16 protein-coding genes are annotated in these 20,538 nt (G+C 38.5%); 6 read left to right on the plus strand and 10 right to left on the minus strand.

Features of this window, described 5'->3' with window-relative positions; translation table 11 throughout:
- Positions 1-316: 316 nt before the first annotated feature.
- From HGP28_RS02720 to HGP28_RS02730, 3 genes are all read right to left on the minus strand, one after another.
- Positions 317-850 carry a hypothetical protein gene (locus tag HGP28_RS02720; protein WP_168834903.1) on the minus strand — a complete coding sequence of 178 codons (534 nt, stop codon included), beginning with the start codon at positions 848-850 and terminating at the stop codon, positions 317-319.
- A gap of 89 nt (positions 851-939) precedes the next feature.
- A complete protein-coding gene (locus HGP28_RS02725; RefSeq protein ID WP_168834904.1) occupies positions 940-2,358 on the minus strand; it encodes an EAL domain-containing protein in 1,419 nt (472 codons plus the stop codon).
- A gap of 170 nt (positions 2,359-2,528) precedes the next feature.
- On the minus strand, positions 2,529-3,494 hold the full coding sequence (locus tag HGP28_RS02730) for an OmpA family protein (protein WP_211091867.1): 966 nt from the start codon (positions 3,492-3,494) through the stop codon (positions 2,529-2,531).
- A 393-nt stretch (positions 3,495-3,887) separates the two neighbouring features.
- Here HGP28_RS02730 and HGP28_RS02735 point away from each other — a divergent pair, with 393 nt between their 5' ends.
- Complete coding sequence (locus tag HGP28_RS02735; protein ID WP_168834905.1) at positions 3,888-4,133, plus strand: hypothetical protein; 246 nt, start codon at positions 3,888-3,890, stop codon at positions 4,131-4,133.
- Between the two features lie 272 nt (positions 4,134-4,405).
- Here HGP28_RS02735 and HGP28_RS02740 read toward each other — a convergent pair whose 3' ends face one another.
- From HGP28_RS02740 to HGP28_RS02760, 5 genes are all read right to left on the minus strand, one after another.
- Positions 4,406-5,449: a hypothetical protein gene (locus tag HGP28_RS02740; protein ID WP_168834906.1), complete on the minus strand. Its 1,044-nt coding sequence runs from the start codon at positions 5,447-5,449 to the stop codon at positions 4,406-4,408.
- 9 nt (positions 5,450-5,458) lie between these two features.
- Positions 5,459-6,187: a hypothetical protein gene (locus HGP28_RS02745; RefSeq protein WP_168834907.1), complete on the minus strand. Its 729-nt coding sequence runs from the start codon at positions 6,185-6,187 to the stop codon at positions 5,459-5,461.
- Complete coding sequence (locus tag HGP28_RS02750) at positions 6,184-8,952, minus strand: TcfC E-set like domain-containing protein (protein ID WP_168834908.1); 2,769 nt, start codon at positions 8,950-8,952, stop codon at positions 6,184-6,186. Before HGP28_RS02750 ends, HGP28_RS02745 begins: the two co-directional genes overlap by 4 nt.
- A complete protein-coding gene (locus HGP28_RS02755) occupies positions 8,949-9,467 on the minus strand; it encodes a hypothetical protein (RefSeq protein WP_168834909.1) in 519 nt (172 codons plus the stop codon). The genes HGP28_RS02750 and HGP28_RS02755 overlap by 4 nt, the downstream gene beginning before the upstream one ends.
- Before the next feature lie 107 nt (positions 9,468-9,574).
- On the minus strand, positions 9,575-10,105 hold the full coding sequence (locus HGP28_RS02760) for a hypothetical protein (RefSeq protein ID WP_168834910.1): 531 nt from the start codon (positions 10,103-10,105) through the stop codon (positions 9,575-9,577).
- A gap of 1,458 nt (positions 10,106-11,563) precedes the next feature.
- On the opposite strand from HGP28_RS02760, the gene HGP28_RS02765 reads away from it, so the two are divergent.
- The 4 genes from HGP28_RS02765 (at position 11,564) to HGP28_RS02780 (ending at position 17,798) form a co-directional block, all read left to right on the plus strand.
- Positions 11,564-14,350, plus strand: coding sequence for an Ig-like domain-containing protein (locus tag HGP28_RS02765; RefSeq protein WP_168834911.1), 2,787 nt, complete (start codon positions 11,564-11,566; stop codon positions 14,348-14,350).
- A 281-nt stretch (positions 14,351-14,631) separates the two neighbouring features.
- Positions 14,632-15,273 (plus strand): winged helix-turn-helix domain-containing protein, encoded by a 642-nt coding sequence (locus HGP28_RS02770; protein ID WP_168834912.1) that lies wholly within the window; start codon positions 14,632-14,634, stop codon positions 15,271-15,273.
- Between the two features lie 778 nt (positions 15,274-16,051).
- Complete coding sequence (locus HGP28_RS02775) at positions 16,052-17,008, plus strand: OmpA family protein (RefSeq protein ID WP_168834913.1); 957 nt, start codon at positions 16,052-16,054, stop codon at positions 17,006-17,008.
- Between the two features lie 52 nt (positions 17,009-17,060).
- Entirely contained in the window at positions 17,061-17,798 is a 738-nt protein-coding gene (locus HGP28_RS02780; RefSeq protein WP_168834914.1) for a hypothetical protein, read from the plus strand.
- 13 nt (positions 17,799-17,811) lie between these two features.
- Here HGP28_RS02780 and HGP28_RS02785 read toward each other — a convergent pair whose 3' ends face one another.
- Complete coding sequence (locus HGP28_RS02785; RefSeq protein ID WP_168834915.1) at positions 17,812-18,732, minus strand: YdcF family protein; 921 nt, start codon at positions 18,730-18,732, stop codon at positions 17,812-17,814.
- Positions 18,733-18,761: 29 nt separating this feature from the next.
- Positions 18,762-19,181 (minus strand): OsmC family protein, encoded by a 420-nt coding sequence (locus HGP28_RS02790; RefSeq protein ID WP_168834916.1) that lies wholly within the window; start codon positions 19,179-19,181, stop codon positions 18,762-18,764.
- A gap of 176 nt (positions 19,182-19,357) precedes the next feature.
- On the opposite strand from HGP28_RS02790, the gene msrB reads away from it, so the two are divergent.
- Positions 19,358-20,491: a peptide-methionine (R)-S-oxide reductase MsrB gene (msrB, locus tag HGP28_RS02795; protein ID WP_168834917.1), complete on the plus strand. Its 1,134-nt coding sequence runs from the start codon at positions 19,358-19,360 to the stop codon at positions 20,489-20,491.
- Positions 20,492-20,538: the final 47 nt, after the last annotated feature.

The following is a 20,538-nucleotide window of genomic DNA, read 5'->3' on the forward strand; positions in this document are numbered from 1 at the left end:
GAACGAGGCCGAGTTTCGGGGGGGAGTCGGCCTCACTGTTTGTCGAAGTGGCTATCACGTCACACGTTTTGTGGCGTGATAAACCCTTCGTTGAATCAAGAGCCTTTCCTTAGCCCTATTGCGTTAAAATTTCTTTTTCTTTTAACAGATATACCTAAAATACACGAAAATGCGAGTAGCAGACCAAAGAGCAAAGCCTTTTAACGAAGCTATGTGATGAGGTTTGTCAGAGCTAACCAGCAACGGCGCAACTTCAAATAGTAAGAGTATAAGCACAGCAAAATTTAGTGGTAGTAAAACAAACTTTATCTTTACACTAGGGTCGATTCTGATTCAAGAAAAATACCTTATCTTGATGGTCGTCAATATCATCTAATACACGCTCAATGAGTGTAGAAATAAACATAATACTGCTACACGTCTTTGATATATGAGATGTCATCATATCAAAATCTTTACTCATATCTTCTTCATTTAACAACCTGAATTTTATATAATCCAACTCGTTACCAATGTTGATGATGTCTTGTTTAATCCCTTCGTTAAAATGGATGATAGAGTTTAACTGAGACTGCTCATTAGCATGAAACTTCAATTCATTTAAATAAAAACTAACATCAATAATACCATTCTTAACTTCATCATTAATAGTATTCATAGATTTAATTTTAGTGATAACATCTGAATTGTATTCTAATGAAAAACGAGAATCATCGTTATCGATAATTTTTTCATTATCACCATAATTAATATCATCCTCAATAATTACACTAAATATAAAAATCGAGCTCACAAATAAATAAATAAAATTTGAAGCGATTAATATCAATGTAAAATCATAGTTAGGCATGGGACTGCTATAGCATTCAATCCCAATAAAAATAATAAGGCTAACATATAATACAGATATAATGCCAAATGTTATTTTAAAATATCTTATCATTCTTGTTCTACACGAATTACTTTTTCTTTTAATATCACGTCATAAATTTTATCAACATTCGCTTTTTTTAGAATTTTCGATTTATATGCGGCTATCGTTCCTTGACTAACCCCAAGATGATCAGCAACATCAACATTTTTATTAAACATAGAAAAAGCAGAAATCACTGCACGCTCTCTAGGGGTAAATAAATTTATAGTACGTCGTCTTATTGTATCCATTATTTTATAAACATTAGAAATCTCATGAACTGTATCATTTAGCCCCATAGAGGAACGGATAACATAATGGCCATCCGTATTTAATAAGTCTATTTCAAATGGCATTAAATCATAAGCTACTAAAATTAATTTTTTTGAATTGCTCTTAAATTTAGATTCAAGGAAAACTCTATTACTATAGTAAAAATTTATCTCTATTATATGTAACTCATCCAATTGCCTTGGTTCGAACTTTAACTTACTACATTCTTCAACAGAAAAGAACAAGTTCCGAGCCAAAAGTCGCAATATTAATGCATTTGACCGATCTATGTCATTATCATATACGATAGCTTTACAATTATATGTATAATCAGATTTAAGCAATGATTTACTGACATTTTTTTTGATAAATGACTTTATCTTCTCTAGCGGTAATGGTTCTGATATATGGTACCCTTGACAGAAATCAACGCCTAGCCTTTCTAATTTAGTATAGGTTCGCTCATCTTCAACGCCTTCTACGACGCAGCTGACACCTAAAGAATGTGCAAAATTGATGCAGGTTTTTATGAAATTATAGTGCTCATAATTAGAAATGATATCTTTAACATATTCGCGATCAATTTTAATCTTGTCTATCCCTAGTTTAAAAATCAAATCAAAATCACTGCAACCACTACCAAAATCATCGAGTGCTATTTTTACGCCGATATTTTTTATTTTCAAAATATTATCAATAGAGACATCACTAGAGAAGCAACCCGATTCATTAATCTCCAGAATTAATCTATTAGGTGTAAATTTGTAGCGTTCGCAAAAAGATTGAATAATACCTAAAAGATCAAAGTCAAAATCAGACTTGAATACATTAATAAAAATAATCGAATCATCACTTATAGAAGAAACATCGATTATTGCTCTTTCCAAACAACGCTCAAATAATTTAATCGTAAGATTATTTTTAATAACAACTGGTAAAAAATCTTGCGGATAAACAATTTCATCGCTAGGCATTCTAAGCCTAGACAAAACTTCATAACCAATTATTTCATTTGCCACAAAAGAGGTAATTGGCTGATAATAATTGATAAAACTACCATTATTGATACTGCTCGATATTAGAAAATCAACAATGTTATCATTTTCCTTGCTTATCATAACGTTAGACAACTCATTTACTATAACGCTATCTAATAAAATTGCTTCAGACATTTAACACCACTTGATATTTAATTTTTAACATTTATACACCTAAGAAACTCCACAACATCAAATGTAAAGAGTAATAAAAATGCGGAATTAAAAAAGCCAATTATCAACAATAACTGCTTGATTAATCCCCGCCAAAAATAATATTTTTATGAGATTAATTAACTAGTTAATTAGTTAGAAACTTTAGATTGATACTCAAACGCAGGGATCACCAGTTCAACGCGGCGATTTTTTTCACGACCCGAAGCGGTATCATTTGAATCAATCGGAGTTGTTTCTCCCATACCTTGAGTGGTAATGCGTTCGCTCTCTACACCGCGACTTAAAAGCACCTCTGCAATAGATGTTGCGCGCTTTTCCGACAACTCTTGGTTGAAATTGGCACTTCCCATTGAATCTGTATGACCATTCACTTCCACTGTAGCATTGGGGTGCGCTTTTAATACAGATACGGTCTTATCAATATTTGCTGTAGCCGCGGTTTCACCAAAACCGAACGTGACCCGCTCTACTTGTGCCGGATGCACGTGAGTGACAATACGTGGTTGAGGAGCTGGTTTTGGCGCAGGCTCAATATAGATAGGTTCTTCAACAACGACTGATTCATTACGCCCAAAATGATAAGTCAGGCCAATTCCAAAGAAATTAACATCCATATCATCGATACGATTGTCGTTCATATTTTCAAAACGCTGATACTCAGCTCGAATCGTTAAGTTATCGCTAAACTCTCTTTCTAGTCCCAGAGAGCCTGTAGGTACGAAATCGCGTTCATCACCAGCGGCCATATAAGCAGCGCCGGCTTTAACAAAAACAGACCAATTCGGTGTTAAATCGAGATTAATTTTTGGTGCTAACGAAAGAGCAATAAGTTGACTCTCAACTGCCGAGTTGTTTTTGAAGCGCGTTTCAAAATCACCAAGATAGTCAACATTGTATTCTAGTGCTAGGTTATCTGTGAATTGATATCCCATATATAATCCACCAGCTGCACTCTCTGTGTCACACGAGTAATCAAGTGCGCATGCGTCGTTTAAGTGGCTATATCCTAATTTTGCTCCAATATAGCTATCTGCCATTGCATTAATTGATAATAAAGCAAATGATAGAGCGATCGCTGTCTTTTTAATTTTCATTATTAACCTTTTTATTTGTATAATTTAGCACGATAAAAATAGTCGTTATTCGTATTGTCGTTACGTAACAAATTTTTGTTATAGTAAATTCATCATAATTAATGAGATAAATTTAACGCTGTTCAATGCAGTGAAAACACCATTCACGTTGGCTTGAAATAACTAGTTGTTCTAATATTTAATGCTCAATCATTTTAAAAATGAATGTTATATTACCACTGTGCATGATTATTTTATAAAATCAGAAATTGAGTCGATCAAGTTATGTACTCAAAGTAGTGCGATGGTCACACTTTAACCATGCCATGCACAATTTCCGCCTTTTTTTGCGCACTCCCTGGTCTGTCCAGTGTTACAGTCATTTCATAACGTAGCGATAACTAAGGGGAAGTCATGACTATTTCTATTCGTAAAGAGTATTTACTAGCCGTCCTATTACTCTTACCAACTACGGCAATCTGTAATGACCAATCAGCTAAAGTCCACTGGAAAGGCACAGTACCAAAGCACCAAACACATGCTTATCTTCATAATCTTGACATTCAAAATTTCACTAAAGAAAAACAGATGTCTTGGTCACCGGTATTGAAAATAAACACCTTTAACAAAATAAATTTAGTCACACTTAAACATATCTAGTTGAGTGTAAGATTTAATTTATATACCAATATTAAGCTACACGCAGCTTCGAGATTAAAGCTTACCGAAGCTGCATGATTATATAAACACCCGTTATTTACGTTTTATCAATTCACTAATAAACAAATGTTCTTCATCGGTTAAAAGTGTCTTAGACGCATTTTTTATATCCGTCAGAGATTTCAAAAGAATGTTCCTTTGAGTAAGATTAAGTCTTATCAATGCGGATAGGATATTTTCAAACTCTTCATTTTGCATGCTTTAATCAACTGCTATATTTCAGCTTCAAATAAAATTCTAAAATGACCACTATAGGTTCCGGGAACCAACTCTGAATACAATTTTTCTCTGAAACCGACTTCAAGCACGATGTTTGCCTCACTCGTATTCGAGTTATCTAGCTGTACCGAGTCTGCTAGCCCATCACCTTTGTCAATAAAATTAACGTTTCCTGCCAAACAACCCACCGTACAAGATACTGAGTATGGGATTTCCGAGGTTTCATCCACAGGATTTTTTAACGTGTAAGGTGTGGCCGTTGTGTCTAATACCGCTTTCAATCCTGTAGCAAAGTCACCAGTAACCCTCACACCATAATGGCCTACACCACTTACAACCAAATCAGGGTGACCATGATAATGTGGCGTTAATTTTCCATCATGACCAGATGTGATAACCACATCAAAGATAACAGCGGGTGCATATTCAAGATTGATGTCAAGATACGTTATCAATTGCTGCCGTATTCTGACACTATTTCGATAGTATTCGTATTGAAATGGAATCGCCACTCTGCCTGAATATGTACCTTGAGCTTTACCTGATAATAAAGTGACAAGACGACCAGCATCAAGATCTTCGATGATTGGTCGGTACGAATTAATCATCGAATTGTTGTTGCCAAAATGAATGCGCTTATTGCCAATACCATTACCAATTACCGTCGCAATTTCTCCGGAAACCGTCGTAGAGATTCCGCTTGCGTCATCTGTTACTGACGCTGCACCATCAAAACGATATTGTATTCCTTTCACTGTAATTGGCAGTGTGACGACATCACCTGAGGCATTTATCAACTTCACATCCACTTGCCCACTTGGAAGCGCATGACCACCAGGAATGAGTTGGTTTCCAGTAGGCAAACCAAATGGCAGATCCCAAAGTGCTGGCGTAACACCGCCGCTTATATGGATTGCAGACTGCCATTTAACTTGAGTTGCATCTAATTCACCAGTTAAATCTGCCGCACTCACCATTTTAGCAAGTAACATATAAACTATTATAGTTAGTGAGAATAATTTCACTGCTGACTTCATTAGAATCACCTACTTTATTTTATTTTGCGACGGTAAAATAGTAAATTGCTCTTTATATTTATTGTTATTCGTTTTCAAACTTAATTTAAGCTTTTCTTCCAAATGAGGCTCAATTGGAACTTCTAACAATCGATCACTTAGGGCATAAGATGTTTTTACGCACGCATTTCTTTCTTTACCGATTAATGTGTCAGGGCATGCATCAATCGTTAAATGAAGATAACTATCACCCTTATTGTGGACTTTCAAGCGTCCTTTTTCATAGCTAATATCATACTGAATCGGTTGATCTTCTAGCGCTGGAACAATCACGTAAGGTGCGAAGCCAACAGCTAACTGTACTGACTGTAATGGTTTTTCACCTTCTTCGTAATAAGGTGACGGTGCAACGGTCAACTGATAAATTTTATCATGACTTTTATTCGGTGTGCCTGTATAGCGGACAGAGAATTTTTTATGTTGACCATCATTTACAATAAGTCTTGCAGGACGAACTTCAAGTGTCCAATCTGCAATATTTTCCTTGGTATAAGGTGTTGATTCTAATTGACCTTTAACAATATTAATATCTGATATACCTACGGTGATAAACTGTCTGTAGCCATCATTGTTCGATACTGTAAATGTACCCTTGCCATTTTCAGCAACAGTAATAATTGAATCAATGCCAATAGCATGTGAATTAAAGATGCTTGCACTAAGCGCAAACGTCATAAGTTTCGTTAATTTTACGTTCATAATTTCGTTACACTAAACATATTTTCTGGTTTGAAATGAGCATGAGTCACATGATCATTAAGCTCTTCCAATACCGCTACCTGAGCAATTGAGTGGGTATCATGTTGCTCAACATAAACATATAGCTGGTCATCAATTTGTACATATCTAGAAGCGATTCCTAACTCTTTCAAGCGCTCTAGTATTTTTAGCGTAACTTCCGTCGATTGATAGACACCCATGTATTTTAAGCCATCATAGACTGTTTTTTCCTCATGGCTTGTATTTAAAGATAAATCTTGACTTGTTTGAGTTAGGCCTTCTAAGCAATATGATTGTACATACTTATTACCAAATTTTTCTGGGTTGAAAACACATGTAGAGTCCCCGGATGCTAAATGAAAACTGTCGTTTTCTCGGTAAACTACGCGGTAGATTCCTCCCTCGGTAACTGGTTCAACAGATTTACAACCGTCACCAACGCAACTCACATTCTCAACATACTGACCATCAATATCATTAAGAATAAAGACTTGGCTACGTAGTGGCGTTACTCGACTGTTCACTTTTAAATATGTGCCAGGCATCGTAAAGTGCTCAATTGATGAAACATCAACCTCCACATCAGTATATTCAGTATCAAGATCAACTGTTACATCAGAATATACTGGTAGTGATGTAATAAATGCTGATTTCGCACCAACCTCGCCAGTATGTCTTGCTTCACCATCTTTATAGATTGAGTAAGCAATCGCCGCATCCTCGGTTGGGATGGATGACCATTGTGGTGTTACCTTAATAAAAGCTTTACCATCATTCTTGGTTGCAACAAATTCATCATTTGTGACGATTTGGGTCCCACGCAACGTACCTGATACAGAATATTGCTCTCCAGTACTCACATAACCGAATCCGTTATACTGTAGATAATCATTGCTACCACTGGCAGAGACAAGCAACTCGTTGGTCCACGGATCTGCACCGTAACTTTCCATCTTGGTTGCCACAGTCGTCGTCACACTGTAATCATCTGCGACTTTTCTTGCTGTCAGCTCTTGTTGAGCAAATGAAAATCCGTCTTGGTCCATAGCCACAGCAGTGCGTGCAGAGTAAGTGTCATCAAATTCATATCGCCAGGAAAAGTTAGTTGTAAAACTATCACTTTCGCCAGAATTTAAATTATACGTCGCATTGATGCCAAAAATTCCGCCAAACATCGTCCTATCCCAAGACAATGATAAGTTATTACTTTTCATTACATCATCATCGAGTTGAACTTCAGCATGATATAAATTGGCGTATCCTCGACCTTCAAATATTTTTGTTGAATACCCGATGCTATATTCTTTTTTATCGTATATCCCATATAAGGCATCACTGTAATCCATTTCATATGTACTCGCACTAGGGAGTTGGAATGGAACATAGCGATAAGTATAATCTACGCCCGAGGCCTTATAATCTGATGCACTAAAGACTATAGGACCGTAAATTAAGTTCCCCTGATAGTACTTTGCACCTGCGCTAGATTGACTTGTTAAATAATCAAGCGTCACATCTTCATTTAAATAATATTGCCCACCGAAAGCGAGTCTCAATGAGTTAAAGTCAGAGCCCAGTACCCCGCCAATAACGGATTTTTCACTAGCACGGTATGTTACAGCCGCTTCCGTGAACCACTTATTATCCGTATTGTATTCAATAGTGTCACGATATAATGGGTCCAGTTCTAACAGACCACCTTTCAAGACAAAATCATAGTCATCAATAGCTAATGAGACGTTATTTTTATTAACAACCTGAATGGTTTCTTCTAGGATAACATTATCTGCCTGCTTTACTTTAAGGGTAACAGCATAGACTCCCTGAGGAAGTTCACTGTAACTGATCCTGTTATGGCCCTGTCTAGCAATATCAGTAAATAATAACTTACCATTTCGCAATACCTCGAGCTGTCCTTCTTGAGGCGAATAAAAATTGACAAATTGTTGCGAGTAGCCATCTTTTACCAGAAGTTTATCACTTGAAGAAAATAAAGCTGAATAACCTCGAGCCTGCGTGCCATAAAATAAAAAGTCAGTTGAATTTATACGTTGGTCGGCTAGTTCGTCACTATATCCTACACTAAAATTATAGTTCGACCATGCGTAATTGTACCGAGCATTACTTGCATCCAGTTCATTATCACCATGATGATACTGTGTATCAAGTTGTACATGTCCCCTAGTTAATCCAAGGGTTGTATCATTTGACCAGATAAAACTGCTATTATCGTCATTTGCATAAATATATAGATTGGTGTTGTTCACCAATGCATTACGCTCTTGATATGAAGAATGATACTCTTTTAAGGTTCTTGTGAAATCAAACGCTTCAGACGAAGCATACATTATTAAATTTTTATTATCATGATCATAGTAGTAGCTAACTAGATCTGAAGAATTTTGGGGGATACAGGCATCGTCCGTACTTACACAGTCAGAATCTGATTCAACACCACTCAGTAATTGATTTACTACAATATCGATATATTGCTCTTTGATATTTTTCTTTTTTAAATATGTTCTGAAGTCAGATTTTATCGCATCGACATCTAGTAATTTAAAGGTGTCATAGGTTACGATAGCATCGACTGTATGGCCTTTTTTATCACCAGCAATAGTGATTTCGACTTGATGCTCACTTTCCACAAACAAATCAGCAAATTCTTCAGGAATTTCATTTGATGTTGCCGCGGCCATATAGCCTAAAGATAACGAAGCTAATATTTTAGTTATTTTTTTCATATTTTACCTTCATTAAGCTCCGCCGATATACCGATTACTCCATAACACATTTGTCGTTCCTCTGTCATCTCAACCAGAGGTGACTCCATCGTCATGCTGTGAGTGTATTTATCATCAGTTGAATAAGAAATTTCTTTAGATTCTCCTTCAATAGAAAATTCATATCCATCAAGTTTTAATTCCACGCCTAATAACTCTTTTTCTGACGTCTCATCTCCATCGTTTTTACAATAATGCGATGATAATTTTAATTTCAGTGCGTAATCAATTTTTGTGCTATTTTTTGAAATAACATCAAATTTTATTTTTAATGGGTCAAATCGACCAAATACTTGATCGTAGTTGGCTTCGTAATGTTTTTTTTCTAGTCTAATTTCTAAAGCATCTAACGATGTCGGACTAAATATTTCAACATTTGGATAAAAATCTAAGCTATCAAATCGCCCCTCTGCATATGCAACCTGAGACAGCAAAGATAAAATTGAACATAATACATAGCTATTTATATTTTTCATTTTCTAACCTCACGCTCAGAAAAATAAAGTCCACATACGTGGACTTTATTAATTGCGCACTATCTATTATTTCGATTTAATAACTTAACGTTAGCTAGCAAACTAAATTAGATAGCAGCTGCGTCTGCTTCAACAGTAAGGATTGCTTTAACAGCCATCTCTTCACCACCAACAAGGCCAGTGATGTTTTCAACTGCTACTACGTCAAGAACAGTCAGCTTGTCTGCACCAGAAGCAGTAGGAGTACCATTAAGCTCCATTGGTGCCTCAGTACCACCGTTGCGGCTAACAAGGCTAAATTGTGATTTGATTGTCTCAGTTGCAAGAGCGCCATCAACCATTACTTCAAAGCTCTTTAGAGTAGCTGTATGCGCAAGTTGAGATTCATCAGCTGTTTTAATTACTTCAAAAGTAAGGTTAGTTGCGTCAGTTAGGTTCACACCGGTCGCATCTGCAGTGAACGTCAATTCACCGTTTAGTAGATCGGCACCAACTGCACGCACTTCCCAGTTATCAGTTGACGCAGTGTAAGTTGGAACTGCACCGCTCCACTGAAGAGTTTGGTCAGCAGTTTCAACGGCTGCGAAAGAAGAAGCTGCAAAACCTAGAGTTGCAAGAGCGATGATAGTTTTTTTCATGTGGTTTCTCCATTTATTGACTTATAAATCGCATAATGACGTTTCGTCATATTATTTGCGCTTATAGTCCTAAATTTCTAAAAGATTAAATTAAATAGATAACTAAGCTAAAAGGTGAAAGCTATCTTTTGTCATTCTTTATATAATAGATATAAAGAAAAGATTGTCGATACAGATAATTTGCTAGTTCGCTATTTACCTTAAGCGATTATTGATATTAACAAGAATATTAATAAGAAGTTCCGTTTAATATCTAGCGGGCTTTCTGCTCTGGGGTGTAATTTAGATAAGAAATTTAATTTGACAAAACAGACAAATTTATCGAATCGACAAATTATCGATATCATCGACTTCAACCCCACAGCTATCAGGATCTTACGCCTCAATTATTGATAATTAATTAAAATTAAATAAGGAATCTAATTTTTCGTTCAAGCCGATGGGTTTGATTGGAAGGAAATAAACTGACTTAAGCCTCGTTTAAACCGGTTAAATACAGCAAACCAAAACTTTAAAATGTATGTTTCTAGCTCTTTTTAGTGATAAGAGTAGACCCTAGTTTGGTCTGTCTTTCAAAATGCACCGAGATAAAAGTGCCAATGACTAACCATTTGGCAGGAAAAGCCACAAACTTAATGCAAGATCGTGAGATAGGGCTCACCCAAACAGCTAACGTGTGTGGCTTTATACTTACTTTACCTATATCGTGCGATCAATGTGTGCAAAAAACCAAGCAAATTGCGCAAGACTTTCCAGAGGATCTAGATAAACACCATTCAATTGATATGATGTCGTCCGTTAGTCGGCTTGCTTTACACACAAAAGTTGGACGCCCCCCTTACGATACGTCGAGATTTATTACTTTCTGCGTTAGGTCATGGAAATATTACAAAAGTGCGATGCAGTAAAACATGACATTTTCATGTGGATTAATACTCAATCAAGTTAATATTTAGGGACAAATGGCCTGTGATTGCTTTTCAATAAAATGCCTATTCAAAGCGCATTCTCCTTTAATCGATTAGTCGACTTGAAGCATATTATCTTTATTTTGAGCCTCTGCTTCAGCTCTAGTCCAGGCTTGTAAAAACAAGAGTTTCGCCTCCACACCTCAGCCATAGACTGATGTTAATTTTCGTTAATTAACACTCATACCATTGATTTATAAACGTTTTGTTTCTTGCTTTGTTAATGTTTCTTAAAATCTGACAATACTGTTTTTCCAATACGTTATATCTGTTAGCATGCAAAAAACTGACTGAATTTTTTAATCGGCAAGAGGTAATTCGTTTGCCGATTTTCCTATTCCACAAATTAAAACACATGAATTTCAATGCGGTTTTACAAACAATGTTTATTGAAATTTCGCGCATATAGATATGCATAGCAGTGTTTATATTTATGATGTTAGTGATTTATTCCACTTGGTTTTTATTGCATTAACAATGATATATGATTATGAATTATAACTTTTATTTCCGTCATTCAATCATAGCTACTTCCCTTGCATTATTGCTAGGTTGCGGCGGTGGTAGTGATGGCAATTCAGCGCCAAGCACATCAGAACCTCAGCCTAATGCTGCAATTCTTGCAATTGATGGCTTTAATGTCGTGCGCCCTAATATTGCAACGACTGTCGACCTGCAGCCATATGTTCGAGGCGAAAACCTACGCTTAACGGACATATACGCAAAAAACGATGTGGCCAACTGCGGAACGCCTGTCATTAAAGACTTGGCGCTTGAGATTAATACCTTCGGCGCGGCTTATTGCACATACGCCTATACCATCACTGATGGCCATAGCGAACATTCTGCTAATCTGAGTGTACTTGCTAGCGAAGCAGATTCACCTCTATTGACTCCACTTTCAGAGCAGGCGGTCATTGGCGATGGTGTGATGACCTTTGACCTTCCATCATTATTGTCTGGAGAGTGGAAAAGCACATACTCTGTTAATGTCGACTCAGTTGTCGTCCAAGGTATGGATGATAATCTCGGTAGCGTGACTGCGACCGGGAATACTTTGACATTCACACCTCCTGAATATTCTGGATGGAATCGCATTGTTTACACATTGACTGATTCTGCGGCGCCAGGTGCAGATTTGATGGGTGTGATTTATGTTACCGTATCGGATGATACCAATTTACCACCGTCAATACGTGCGCCATTTTATGAATACAACACTGACACCACAATCATCGATGTTTCGACTACTCCAAATGAATTAAAATGTTCAAGTGGTACCGGCGGGCTGTGTGATTTTAAACCACTTCTGAATACAAGTAACTTTATCCAGATGACCACTTATAATGGCAACTGGGTCAAGGATATCGCACTGCCTGAAGACCCAGCCTACGATGGTAAATTGTTCCAACTTGTCCATAAAGCGGCCTATAACTCACATGTTTACAGTGGTGATGATACGACGGGCCGCTATCTTGCGCTAAGTTACAATGGTTTGTCTCAAACCTTTACTAACATCGCAGGTAAGTGGTATCTCAAACCCTCACCAACGATTGAAGCGGCTACAGAAGTCACTGTTGATTTAGCCACATTGAATGGATTAGACATCATCGACCCAGAGGGCCAAACTTGGCAACTGGTTGACGTACAAAGTTACACCAGTACAGTGACGCCAACTGAACCAGATGATATCAATAACACTCGCTTCAACTTTAGTGCGACTAACGCGGGTGTGCATATTGTTCAATACATTGTTGCTGACCACTATGGCGGCTATGCGTCTGGTTTTATCAAAATGAACGTAAGCGCGAGGGGTGGAGAAGCGACTTGGGTTGATGTTGATGGATTTACAGCCCCTTTAACATTCGATGAAGCCGGAGCATTAGGTCTTGCAACGAAAGACATCTGGGATGAACCTGTCAATAATACCATTGCGGGCTTCAATGATGCCGCTGCCGATAACTACTGTAGCTCAGTCGGTATCATACCCACGCTGACCGATATTCAGTTATTGCGTGACGGAAACTTAGCAGGCGGCGTGTTAACGGGTGATCTGGCTGATTGGCCATTGCAGCAGCCTTATCTTGTCAAAGATGGCTCACGTTACAAAGGATTCCGTTTAGACTCTGCAATTGTCACGGATTATGAACCATACGCACCCTACTATGCCACGTGTATTGAGGCGCGCATCATGAAAGCCGAGTTTCCCACTTACACAGCGGTCGCTAACGGTGAACCGCACGAAGTGGCCATCGTGTCTATGCCTTATGCCAATACATTTAGCACAGAGACCGTTGCAGGTACACTTATTGCCGGTGAGGTCACTCTGGATAAAGGCACGACCGATGGTGGCGTCACACCGCTATACGGCTCAACCACGGTGGTTGGGACGCATCGCTTTGCCTTAATCAACAACTCGGATGAATTTTCTCGTTTAATTAGCCCAACGATTGAATATGTTGGTGATGTGACAACCGCAGACTTTGATTCGGTCTCGATAGTTGCAAACTATGAGCACCATGACGGCGTCGCGCAGAATAAAATTTCTCTCGTCGTTAAGGACTTTTTTGGTAACGTGGTTAAAAACGCGCTCGTCGACGTCGAAGTCGTTGAAGCTGATCCTGATCGTAGTGTCACTGTTGAATTCATTCCTGCAAACAGGCGCACCGATGCAGAGGGTAAATTACAGCTCAATGTCACCAACACCGCACGTGAAATTGTGACATTTAAGGTTCAATATAATCACCGTGCAGATGGTGTGCAAAAAGAGCAGAGTCGCGATTTACTCTTCGGACCTGACAGATTTCCATGCGGTATCTCGGGTGGCGGCTTTAACTGTTTACCAACGCTTGACTCTAAAAGCATGCCAGGGTTTCTTTACCTAGCACCACCAGAGCGAGCTTTTATGAACAGAATCTATTATGGATCAACGGCTAACGGTTATCATTATTCCTCAACCTCTAGCCCTTCAAGTCCATATTATGACTCTCTGCCGGGCTTTTATTCGCCACGATTTACCAAAGATGAAGCTCATGCTTGGTGCGCGCGGAATAACTCAATGCAAACACTGCAAAGAACGAACTGGCGCATGGCAACCGTTGCAGAGTACGACAAACTTTATGGTGAATTTGGCAAAATGACTAACGCTCGAGGCTGGTTTACTGCGATGACATTCTGGGCTAATGACCTTACAGGTACGATAAACCTTCGTACGGGTGAACATGGCAGTGCTGCACCCAAGTATGGTTCTGTAAGCTGCGTGTCTGAGGCGGAATAATGTGCATGATGGCCAACCCCGTTGGCAAATGGGACTGTTATCCGCATCCCCGTTTGGCATATGCGGCCATCATTTTATCGTATAATTCTTACTGTGTTACCCCATTAACAATCCGTTTTTCCGATTGTTAGTGGGAACCTTGCGAAGTTAACCACTTTTTCCAAAACCTGATACAACCAATAACTCACTTAAATTAAAACCTCTATACATCCATCTACTATAATAAATTTGTTTTAATTTTAAGCAGATACATACTAATCGAATGAAAAATAGAATATTTTATGTCTAAAAACTACTTAATTAATGGCTGCGTGCTAAACTTTAGTGAGAGTTTAGTCATTAAGAGCCTTGGGCAAAGAGAAAACCTTAAAAAAAATCAAATACTTTTGCTCAAAACACTCATTAATGCTTATCCGGAAATTGTCTCGGTTGACGATATCAAGGAGCAGGTCTGGGGTCATACCTTTATCAGCAACGAGTCCGTGACTCAGCTGATAAAAAAAACTCGGACATCAATTGATGATCAAGAAAAAACGGTGATTATCAATCATAAAGGTGAGGGTTACTCGATTTCTTCCGTTACAGAGCAAGATGAAACAAATCAGCAAGAGAGTGCGGCGCTATTAAACCAATCGGTTACCAAAGGAGATCGTGGCGAGAACAATAATCTATCAAAATCGAGCCACTGGTCTTGGCTAACTGCCTTATACTTTACGGTTAGCATTATCGGATGGGTAGTAATTGCAATGTATCTATATAAGTCGCAAGCCACCTTTGATATCCAAAAGTTACCTGACTTGACTCAATCCCATTATACAGTTGTGAGTAATAACGAAGCCGGAATAACACTAAGATATGAAGATTTAACGTGTCGTTTAAATTTTGAAAGTTTCGAGGCCTGGTGTGAAAAAAATAACCATTAAAAATATCAGTGTCATAAACGTTCTTATTTCACTTCTTTTTTTGTTCGTTTTCATTTTTGGCAAACCGGAAACTCTATATTACCGTGGCACAACAAAATTTGATTACGATGCTCCTTTCAAAAAGGTTGTGAGTCAACTCTATAGTAAGGGTAGTGACATTAACATTATATCGACTCGGTATAAAAACAGAGATAGCTACTCTATAGTAGAAGGAAATTATTCATTAAACAAATTAAGAAAAATAAATAGGATTTATCTTAGAAATGTTGACATTAACCAAAAATCACTGGCCAGCTTCCATATTTATAGGGTTAGTCGCCACTGCCTAATGATTACTCCGGTAGGTCAAAAATCACTTAATAACATTCGATTCTTTTGCGAGGCTTAAAATCTCGCCAAGAAATTAGTGCTAAAATATACTCCTATCACTTGAAGATGTAGGTTTGTTAGCTGGCTCTCACAGACCTCATCACATTATTTATCTATATTGACATTTATCTATATTAACAAAGTTCTCAGAGATTTCTTTCGTTTGCCGCCTACTGCAACTTTAATGTTGTTTATACGTAGACAGCAACGTTAAAATTCTTTGAAGTTGATTAGTGTTTTCACCCTTCTATCAACAATTCTACAACCTCAAGCACAATAATTGCAGATTAAATCAGGATTGATAATAGTTATTAAAAATTAATCCAACCCTAACTCCACCACCTCCCATTGCAATGATAAAAAAAAAATCAATAATAGCACGACGTACCAATAAAAATCAGTTTCAATCATGAATAAGAATATATTAATCGCATCAATAATAAGCGGATTTTCATTTAACGGCTATGCTTCTGATTCTTACTATGTAGGAACAGGTCTTGGTTACGGCTTTTTAAGCGATGTTTGTGACATATCAGAATCCTGTCAAGACAAAGGCTGGTCGGGAAACTTGCATACTGGTTATGAAATAAACCCATATTTGGCCACCGAGCTTAACTTAGATTATCTTAGTAATTTCACTATAACTGAAAAAAACATTAACAATGTTGATAACATAATGAAAACGGATCTGTTGGCACTGACAATCGCACCTAAGTTTACTTTACCACTCACACCATCAATATCTATTTATGGCAAATTTGGTGGCGCATATATCACTGCATCAGGTGAATCAGACATTGTCACAACAGCATCAATTGGATATCAATACAAAATTAATTCATCTATGTCTTTTGGACTGGAATACCAAACATTCCAAGAAATGACATCCAAAAAAATTGAAAGCATGGATGTCAACATTGCTAGCCTTAGATTCAGTTACAATTTAGGTAAAAATGAAACGTTACAATCAAACATAGCGGATGAGGACATTATTCGACCAACAATTGAATTAAACAACGCTATCCATCCAAGCTATATCACAAATGTATACTTTGATTTCGATCAATCAACAAGTTCCCTTAGTGATAGTTTAAATAAGGTTATCGACATTCTTAAAACCTATCGTAACGCCAGTGTTGAAATAATCGGACATTCTGACAGCACAGGACAAGAAAAATATAATTTATTGCTTTCTGAAAAACGCGCAAAATTCATTTTTGACAATCTCGCCAAACAGGGAATACCGGTGGATAGAATGTCTATAAGTGCACAAGGTGAACATTCACCGAGCGCATCAAATGATACTTTAAGTGGTCAACAAAAAAACCGCCGTGTTGAAATTATTATTTCCTCTTTCAAATATTAATAATGATTTTATTTAATGCTTACTGTATTGGTAATTTTTAAACAAGGAATTTATGAAAATACTTAATACGACCAATATAACAGAATGGAAAGATGTGCTTAATTCTAAGCACTCTTTACCTCTTGATATTATAGAGTACAATAAGGACAACTTTTTCTCTTCGGTTGACACTCTAGTTAATATAACTTATCCAGAAGTTACTTTTACAGAAGTAAAAACGACTAGTTATAAAGCACAATTCAACCCTACTCAGCTAAAGCAAGGAAACGAGTTTTTTTTGCTAACTTATAGCTATAACCAATTTATTGGAAATCAAAAAAATAATAACTATAATTTTTCTCATTCTTCATTTATTTTAGACCTCACACAACCCTTTGTCGGCCATTATATAAAAGATGGTCATTCAAAGGCATTAGTCATTCCATTCGATGTACTTCCTTCTTTGTCAGTCGACTTCTTGCGAAATCGAAATCTCACATATCATCCCTTATGTATCGCAATAACAACACTATTGAAGAGCACCAACACCGATGAATTAGACACTGAGAATAACTATAAAATAAACGCTATTATGGACTTGCTTTCTATTACCAAAATTGAAGACAAGTCAAACATCATTACCGATATAAGACTATTTTTAGAAAAAAACGTCATCCAAAATAAAAAAATAGATTTGGATATATTGGCTGCTGCTTTTTACATGTCTAGGAGAAAAATGCAATATGTATTAAGTGAACATGGCTGGACATATAGAAAATTAGTTGAAGATATAAAAATGCGCTATCGATAATGATTCAATTGACCTAAACCTTATTTAATCGCTGATTTTCAGGATCAAAATAACGGTTAAGATCGAGCAGCAGTGCATGAAATTCTTGAACATGTTCCCACAGTTGCGCTTTATCCAGCGTATTAGGATCATTCGCGATGAGCTGGCTCACACGATGAATTTGACGCTGCCAATAAGGTTCAATGTTACTCACTCGACTCAGCACCTCTAATGCGTCATAAGCAAGTTTGTGCGCCTGCTCGTAAGCACTGAATTCGAGACACTCACTTGGTGATGCTTTGTCGCTCAATCGAGTGCCCCCACTATCAAGCTTTAAGACACCCTGGCAGAGCCCTTCAAGATAAACTCGATATGGTGTTAAGGCTTCAATTGCTTGAAAGCACCGAGCTGCAGGGCCAGTATAGGGATAAGGCGCCACAATATGCTGAGAAACGTCCAGTGGTAATTGAATTGATACATTTGCCTGTTCACACCGATGCAGCAGACGACTAAGTAATCCTTGCTGCGGCATCCAGTGCTGAATTTGAAAAATGCGTTCGAGGTGATAATCCGTTGAGACCAACATCAACTGAAATTGTGTATTTGACGCATGGCATGGCGCAATATCTTTTATCAGCATACGCGCAACAAACTCGATATTTTCAACCGTGGTCGTCGATTGATTTTCACGCCAGATCCCGCCTAATGGATGGGCTATTGAGTCATCAGTAAGTTGCGCTAAATAAGCATCGCAAAGAACATCAGCTTCGGCACGATTTTGTCCTTGAGTCACTCCGCCACAAAAAAGAATGGTTGCGCTCGTCAACTCAGCATAACGTCGCTGAGCCTCTATCAAAGTGCAGATACGCCCGTGCCCCTCTGGTGTTAGCTCATTATTAACCAGTCGCTTACCCAGCACGACCACAACCAAATGTGTGTCGGGATAAAATTCCATTTCACTCACCCTGCGTCTTACCGATGGAATTATTCGTTTTTAACGCTTTCAGGTACGATTTCCCAACTGTGCGTCATCGTCACGCCCGCACCCAGCATTAGACACACCGAGCAATATTTGGTCAGCGAATCCGCGGTAACTTGAGCCACAGTATTCGGCGTCAAATCATCGCCACTCACGATGAAGTGAATATTCACCTGCGTAAACAGGCGCGGCGCGCTTTCACGTCGCTCTGCTGTTACAGTCGCAATGCACCCAGTAACAGGCTCACCCGCAGCTTTTAATCCATCAACCACATCAACCGAGCTGCATCCACCCGCCGCCATGAGCACCATCTCCATGGGACTTGGCGCTTTTGCTCCGCCCTGCCCATCCATTACCACTGAATGCCCTGAATTTGATTGACCTAAAAAGGTCAAATTATCGACCCATTTCACTTCTGCTTTCATATTGTGTTGTTACCTTATCGAAATACTCGACCACTTTACTCACTTCGTCTTCGGGCGCAATAAAATTTCTGGGTTTGGAAATTTTTGTCATAGAAAACCGTTCTTTTTAATTATGTTTTTACGCCTAAGCGCCCTTAAGTTGCAAAGGTGTATAGGGAACAAATGAGGAGAATCGGATGAAAAAGCGAGGATTTATTTTGCTCAGTACACTGAGTCTTGCACTGAGTTTGCTCACACTAGTGCTCATGCCTACGCCTCATGCGACGGCAAACACACAAACTCGTGCAAACAATATCGAAACAGCCACCTTAGCTGGCGGATGTTTTTGGTGTACGGAGGCTGATCTCGAACAGCTACCTGGTGTGATTGACGTTATTTCTGGCTACGCAGGTGGCAGTGAAGAGGATGCCCAATACCGCAAGGTCGCCAGTGGCAATACCGATCATATCGAGGTGATACAGGTGACTTATGATGCCAATCAGCTCAGTTATACCGATGTGCTTGATTACTTTTTAAGGCATATTGATCCAACCGACGCCAAAGGCTCTTTCGTTGACCGAGGCGCTCAATATCGCCCTGCCATTTTTTATCATAATAAGGCGCAATTTGACGCAGCAACGTCGCTGCTTAGCGCGGTGGATGCCGCAGGCATTTACCCAAAACCACTGCAAACCGAACTTATCGAGTATCAGGCTTTCTACCCAGCAGAAAGCTACCACCAAGATTATTACAAAAAAAGTCGCCTGAAATATAAGTACTACCGCCAAGCATCTGGCCGTGATGCCTACCTCGATTCCGTTTTTGGCGATGACCGCAAAAGTAATCCGGTTTCACTGCGCAGCCGCCTAGGCGAACAAACGCAAACGCTCAAGCCCTATACAAAGCCCTCACAAGCTGAGATTAAGGCCATGCTGACAGAGCTGCAATACTACGTCACACAAGAAGAAGGGACCGAACGGGCGTTTGACAACCCCTATTGGGATAATAAAGAAGAAGGTATCTATGTCGATATTGTGTCAGGCGAACCCTTATTTTCCTCAACAGATAAATACCGCTCTGGCACGGGTTGGCCAAGTTTTACCAAGCCAATTGACTCAGGTTATATCGTGACTAAAAAGGACTTTCACCTGTTTTATCCTCGTATGGAGGTACGAAGCCGCTATGGCGATTCGCATCTTGGTCATGTTTTTGAAGATGGCCCAGAGCCAACAGGATTGCGATATTGCATGAATTCAGCAGCAATGCGCTTTGTTCCTAAACAGCAAATGCAAGCGCAAGGCTATGCGAAGTACCTTTACCTCTTTGAGTGAATCGGTATAGCGCGCAGATCGCCAAGCGACTTAAAGAGGACGAATAA

It is taken from the genome of Vibrio agarilyticus, from assembly GCF_012641465.1.
In the GTDB taxonomy this organism is placed as follows: Bacteria; Pseudomonadota; Gammaproteobacteria; order Enterobacterales; family Vibrionaceae; genus Vibrio; species Vibrio agarilyticus.

Excerpts from the sequence above, each read along its gene's own strand:
- HGP28_RS02720 (WP_168834903.1), bottom strand. The coding sequence starts at position 850 with ATGCCTAACTATGATTTTACATTGATATTAATCGCTTCAAATTTTATT.
- HGP28_RS02725 (WP_168834904.1), bottom strand. The coding sequence starts at position 2,358 with ATGTCTGAAGCAATTTTATTAGATAGCGTTATAGTAAATGAGTTGTCT.
- HGP28_RS02730 (WP_211091867.1), bottom strand. The coding sequence starts at position 3,494 with ATGAAAATTAAAAAGACAGCGATCGCTCTATCATTTGCTTTATTATCA.
- HGP28_RS02735 (WP_168834905.1), top strand. The coding sequence starts at position 3,888 with ATGACTATTTCTATTCGTAAAGAGTATTTACTAGCCGTCCTATTACTC.
- HGP28_RS02740 (WP_168834906.1), bottom strand. The coding sequence starts at position 5,449 with ATGAAGTCAGCAGTGAAATTATTCTCACTAACTATAATAGTTTATATG.
- HGP28_RS02745 (WP_168834907.1), bottom strand. The coding sequence starts at position 6,187 with ATGAACGTAAAATTAACGAAACTTATGACGTTTGCGCTTAGTGCAAGC.
- HGP28_RS02750 (WP_168834908.1), bottom strand. The coding sequence starts at position 8,952 with ATGAAAAAAATAACTAAAATATTAGCTTCGTTATCTTTAGGCTATATG.
- HGP28_RS02755 (WP_168834909.1), bottom strand. The coding sequence starts at position 9,467 with ATGAAAAATATAAATAGCTATGTATTATGTTCAATTTTATCTTTGCTG.
- HGP28_RS02760 (WP_168834910.1), bottom strand. The coding sequence starts at position 10,105 with ATGAAAAAAACTATCATCGCTCTTGCAACTCTAGGTTTTGCAGCTTCT.
- HGP28_RS02765 (WP_168834911.1), top strand. The coding sequence starts at position 11,564 with ATGAATTATAACTTTTATTTCCGTCATTCAATCATAGCTACTTCCCTT.
- HGP28_RS02770 (WP_168834912.1), top strand. The coding sequence starts at position 14,632 with ATGTCTAAAAACTACTTAATTAATGGCTGCGTGCTAAACTTTAGTGAG.
- HGP28_RS02775 (WP_168834913.1), top strand. The coding sequence starts at position 16,052 with ATGAATAAGAATATATTAATCGCATCAATAATAAGCGGATTTTCATTT.
- HGP28_RS02780 (WP_168834914.1), top strand. The coding sequence starts at position 17,061 with ATGAAAATACTTAATACGACCAATATAACAGAATGGAAAGATGTGCTT.
- HGP28_RS02785 (WP_168834915.1), bottom strand. The coding sequence starts at position 18,732 with ATGGAATTTTATCCCGACACACATTTGGTTGTGGTCGTGCTGGGTAAG.
- HGP28_RS02790 (WP_168834916.1), bottom strand. The coding sequence starts at position 19,181 with ATGAAAGCAGAAGTGAAATGGGTCGATAATTTGACCTTTTTAGGTCAA.
- msrB (WP_168834917.1), top strand. The coding sequence starts at position 19,358 with ATGAAAAAGCGAGGATTTATTTTGCTCAGTACACTGAGTCTTGCACTG.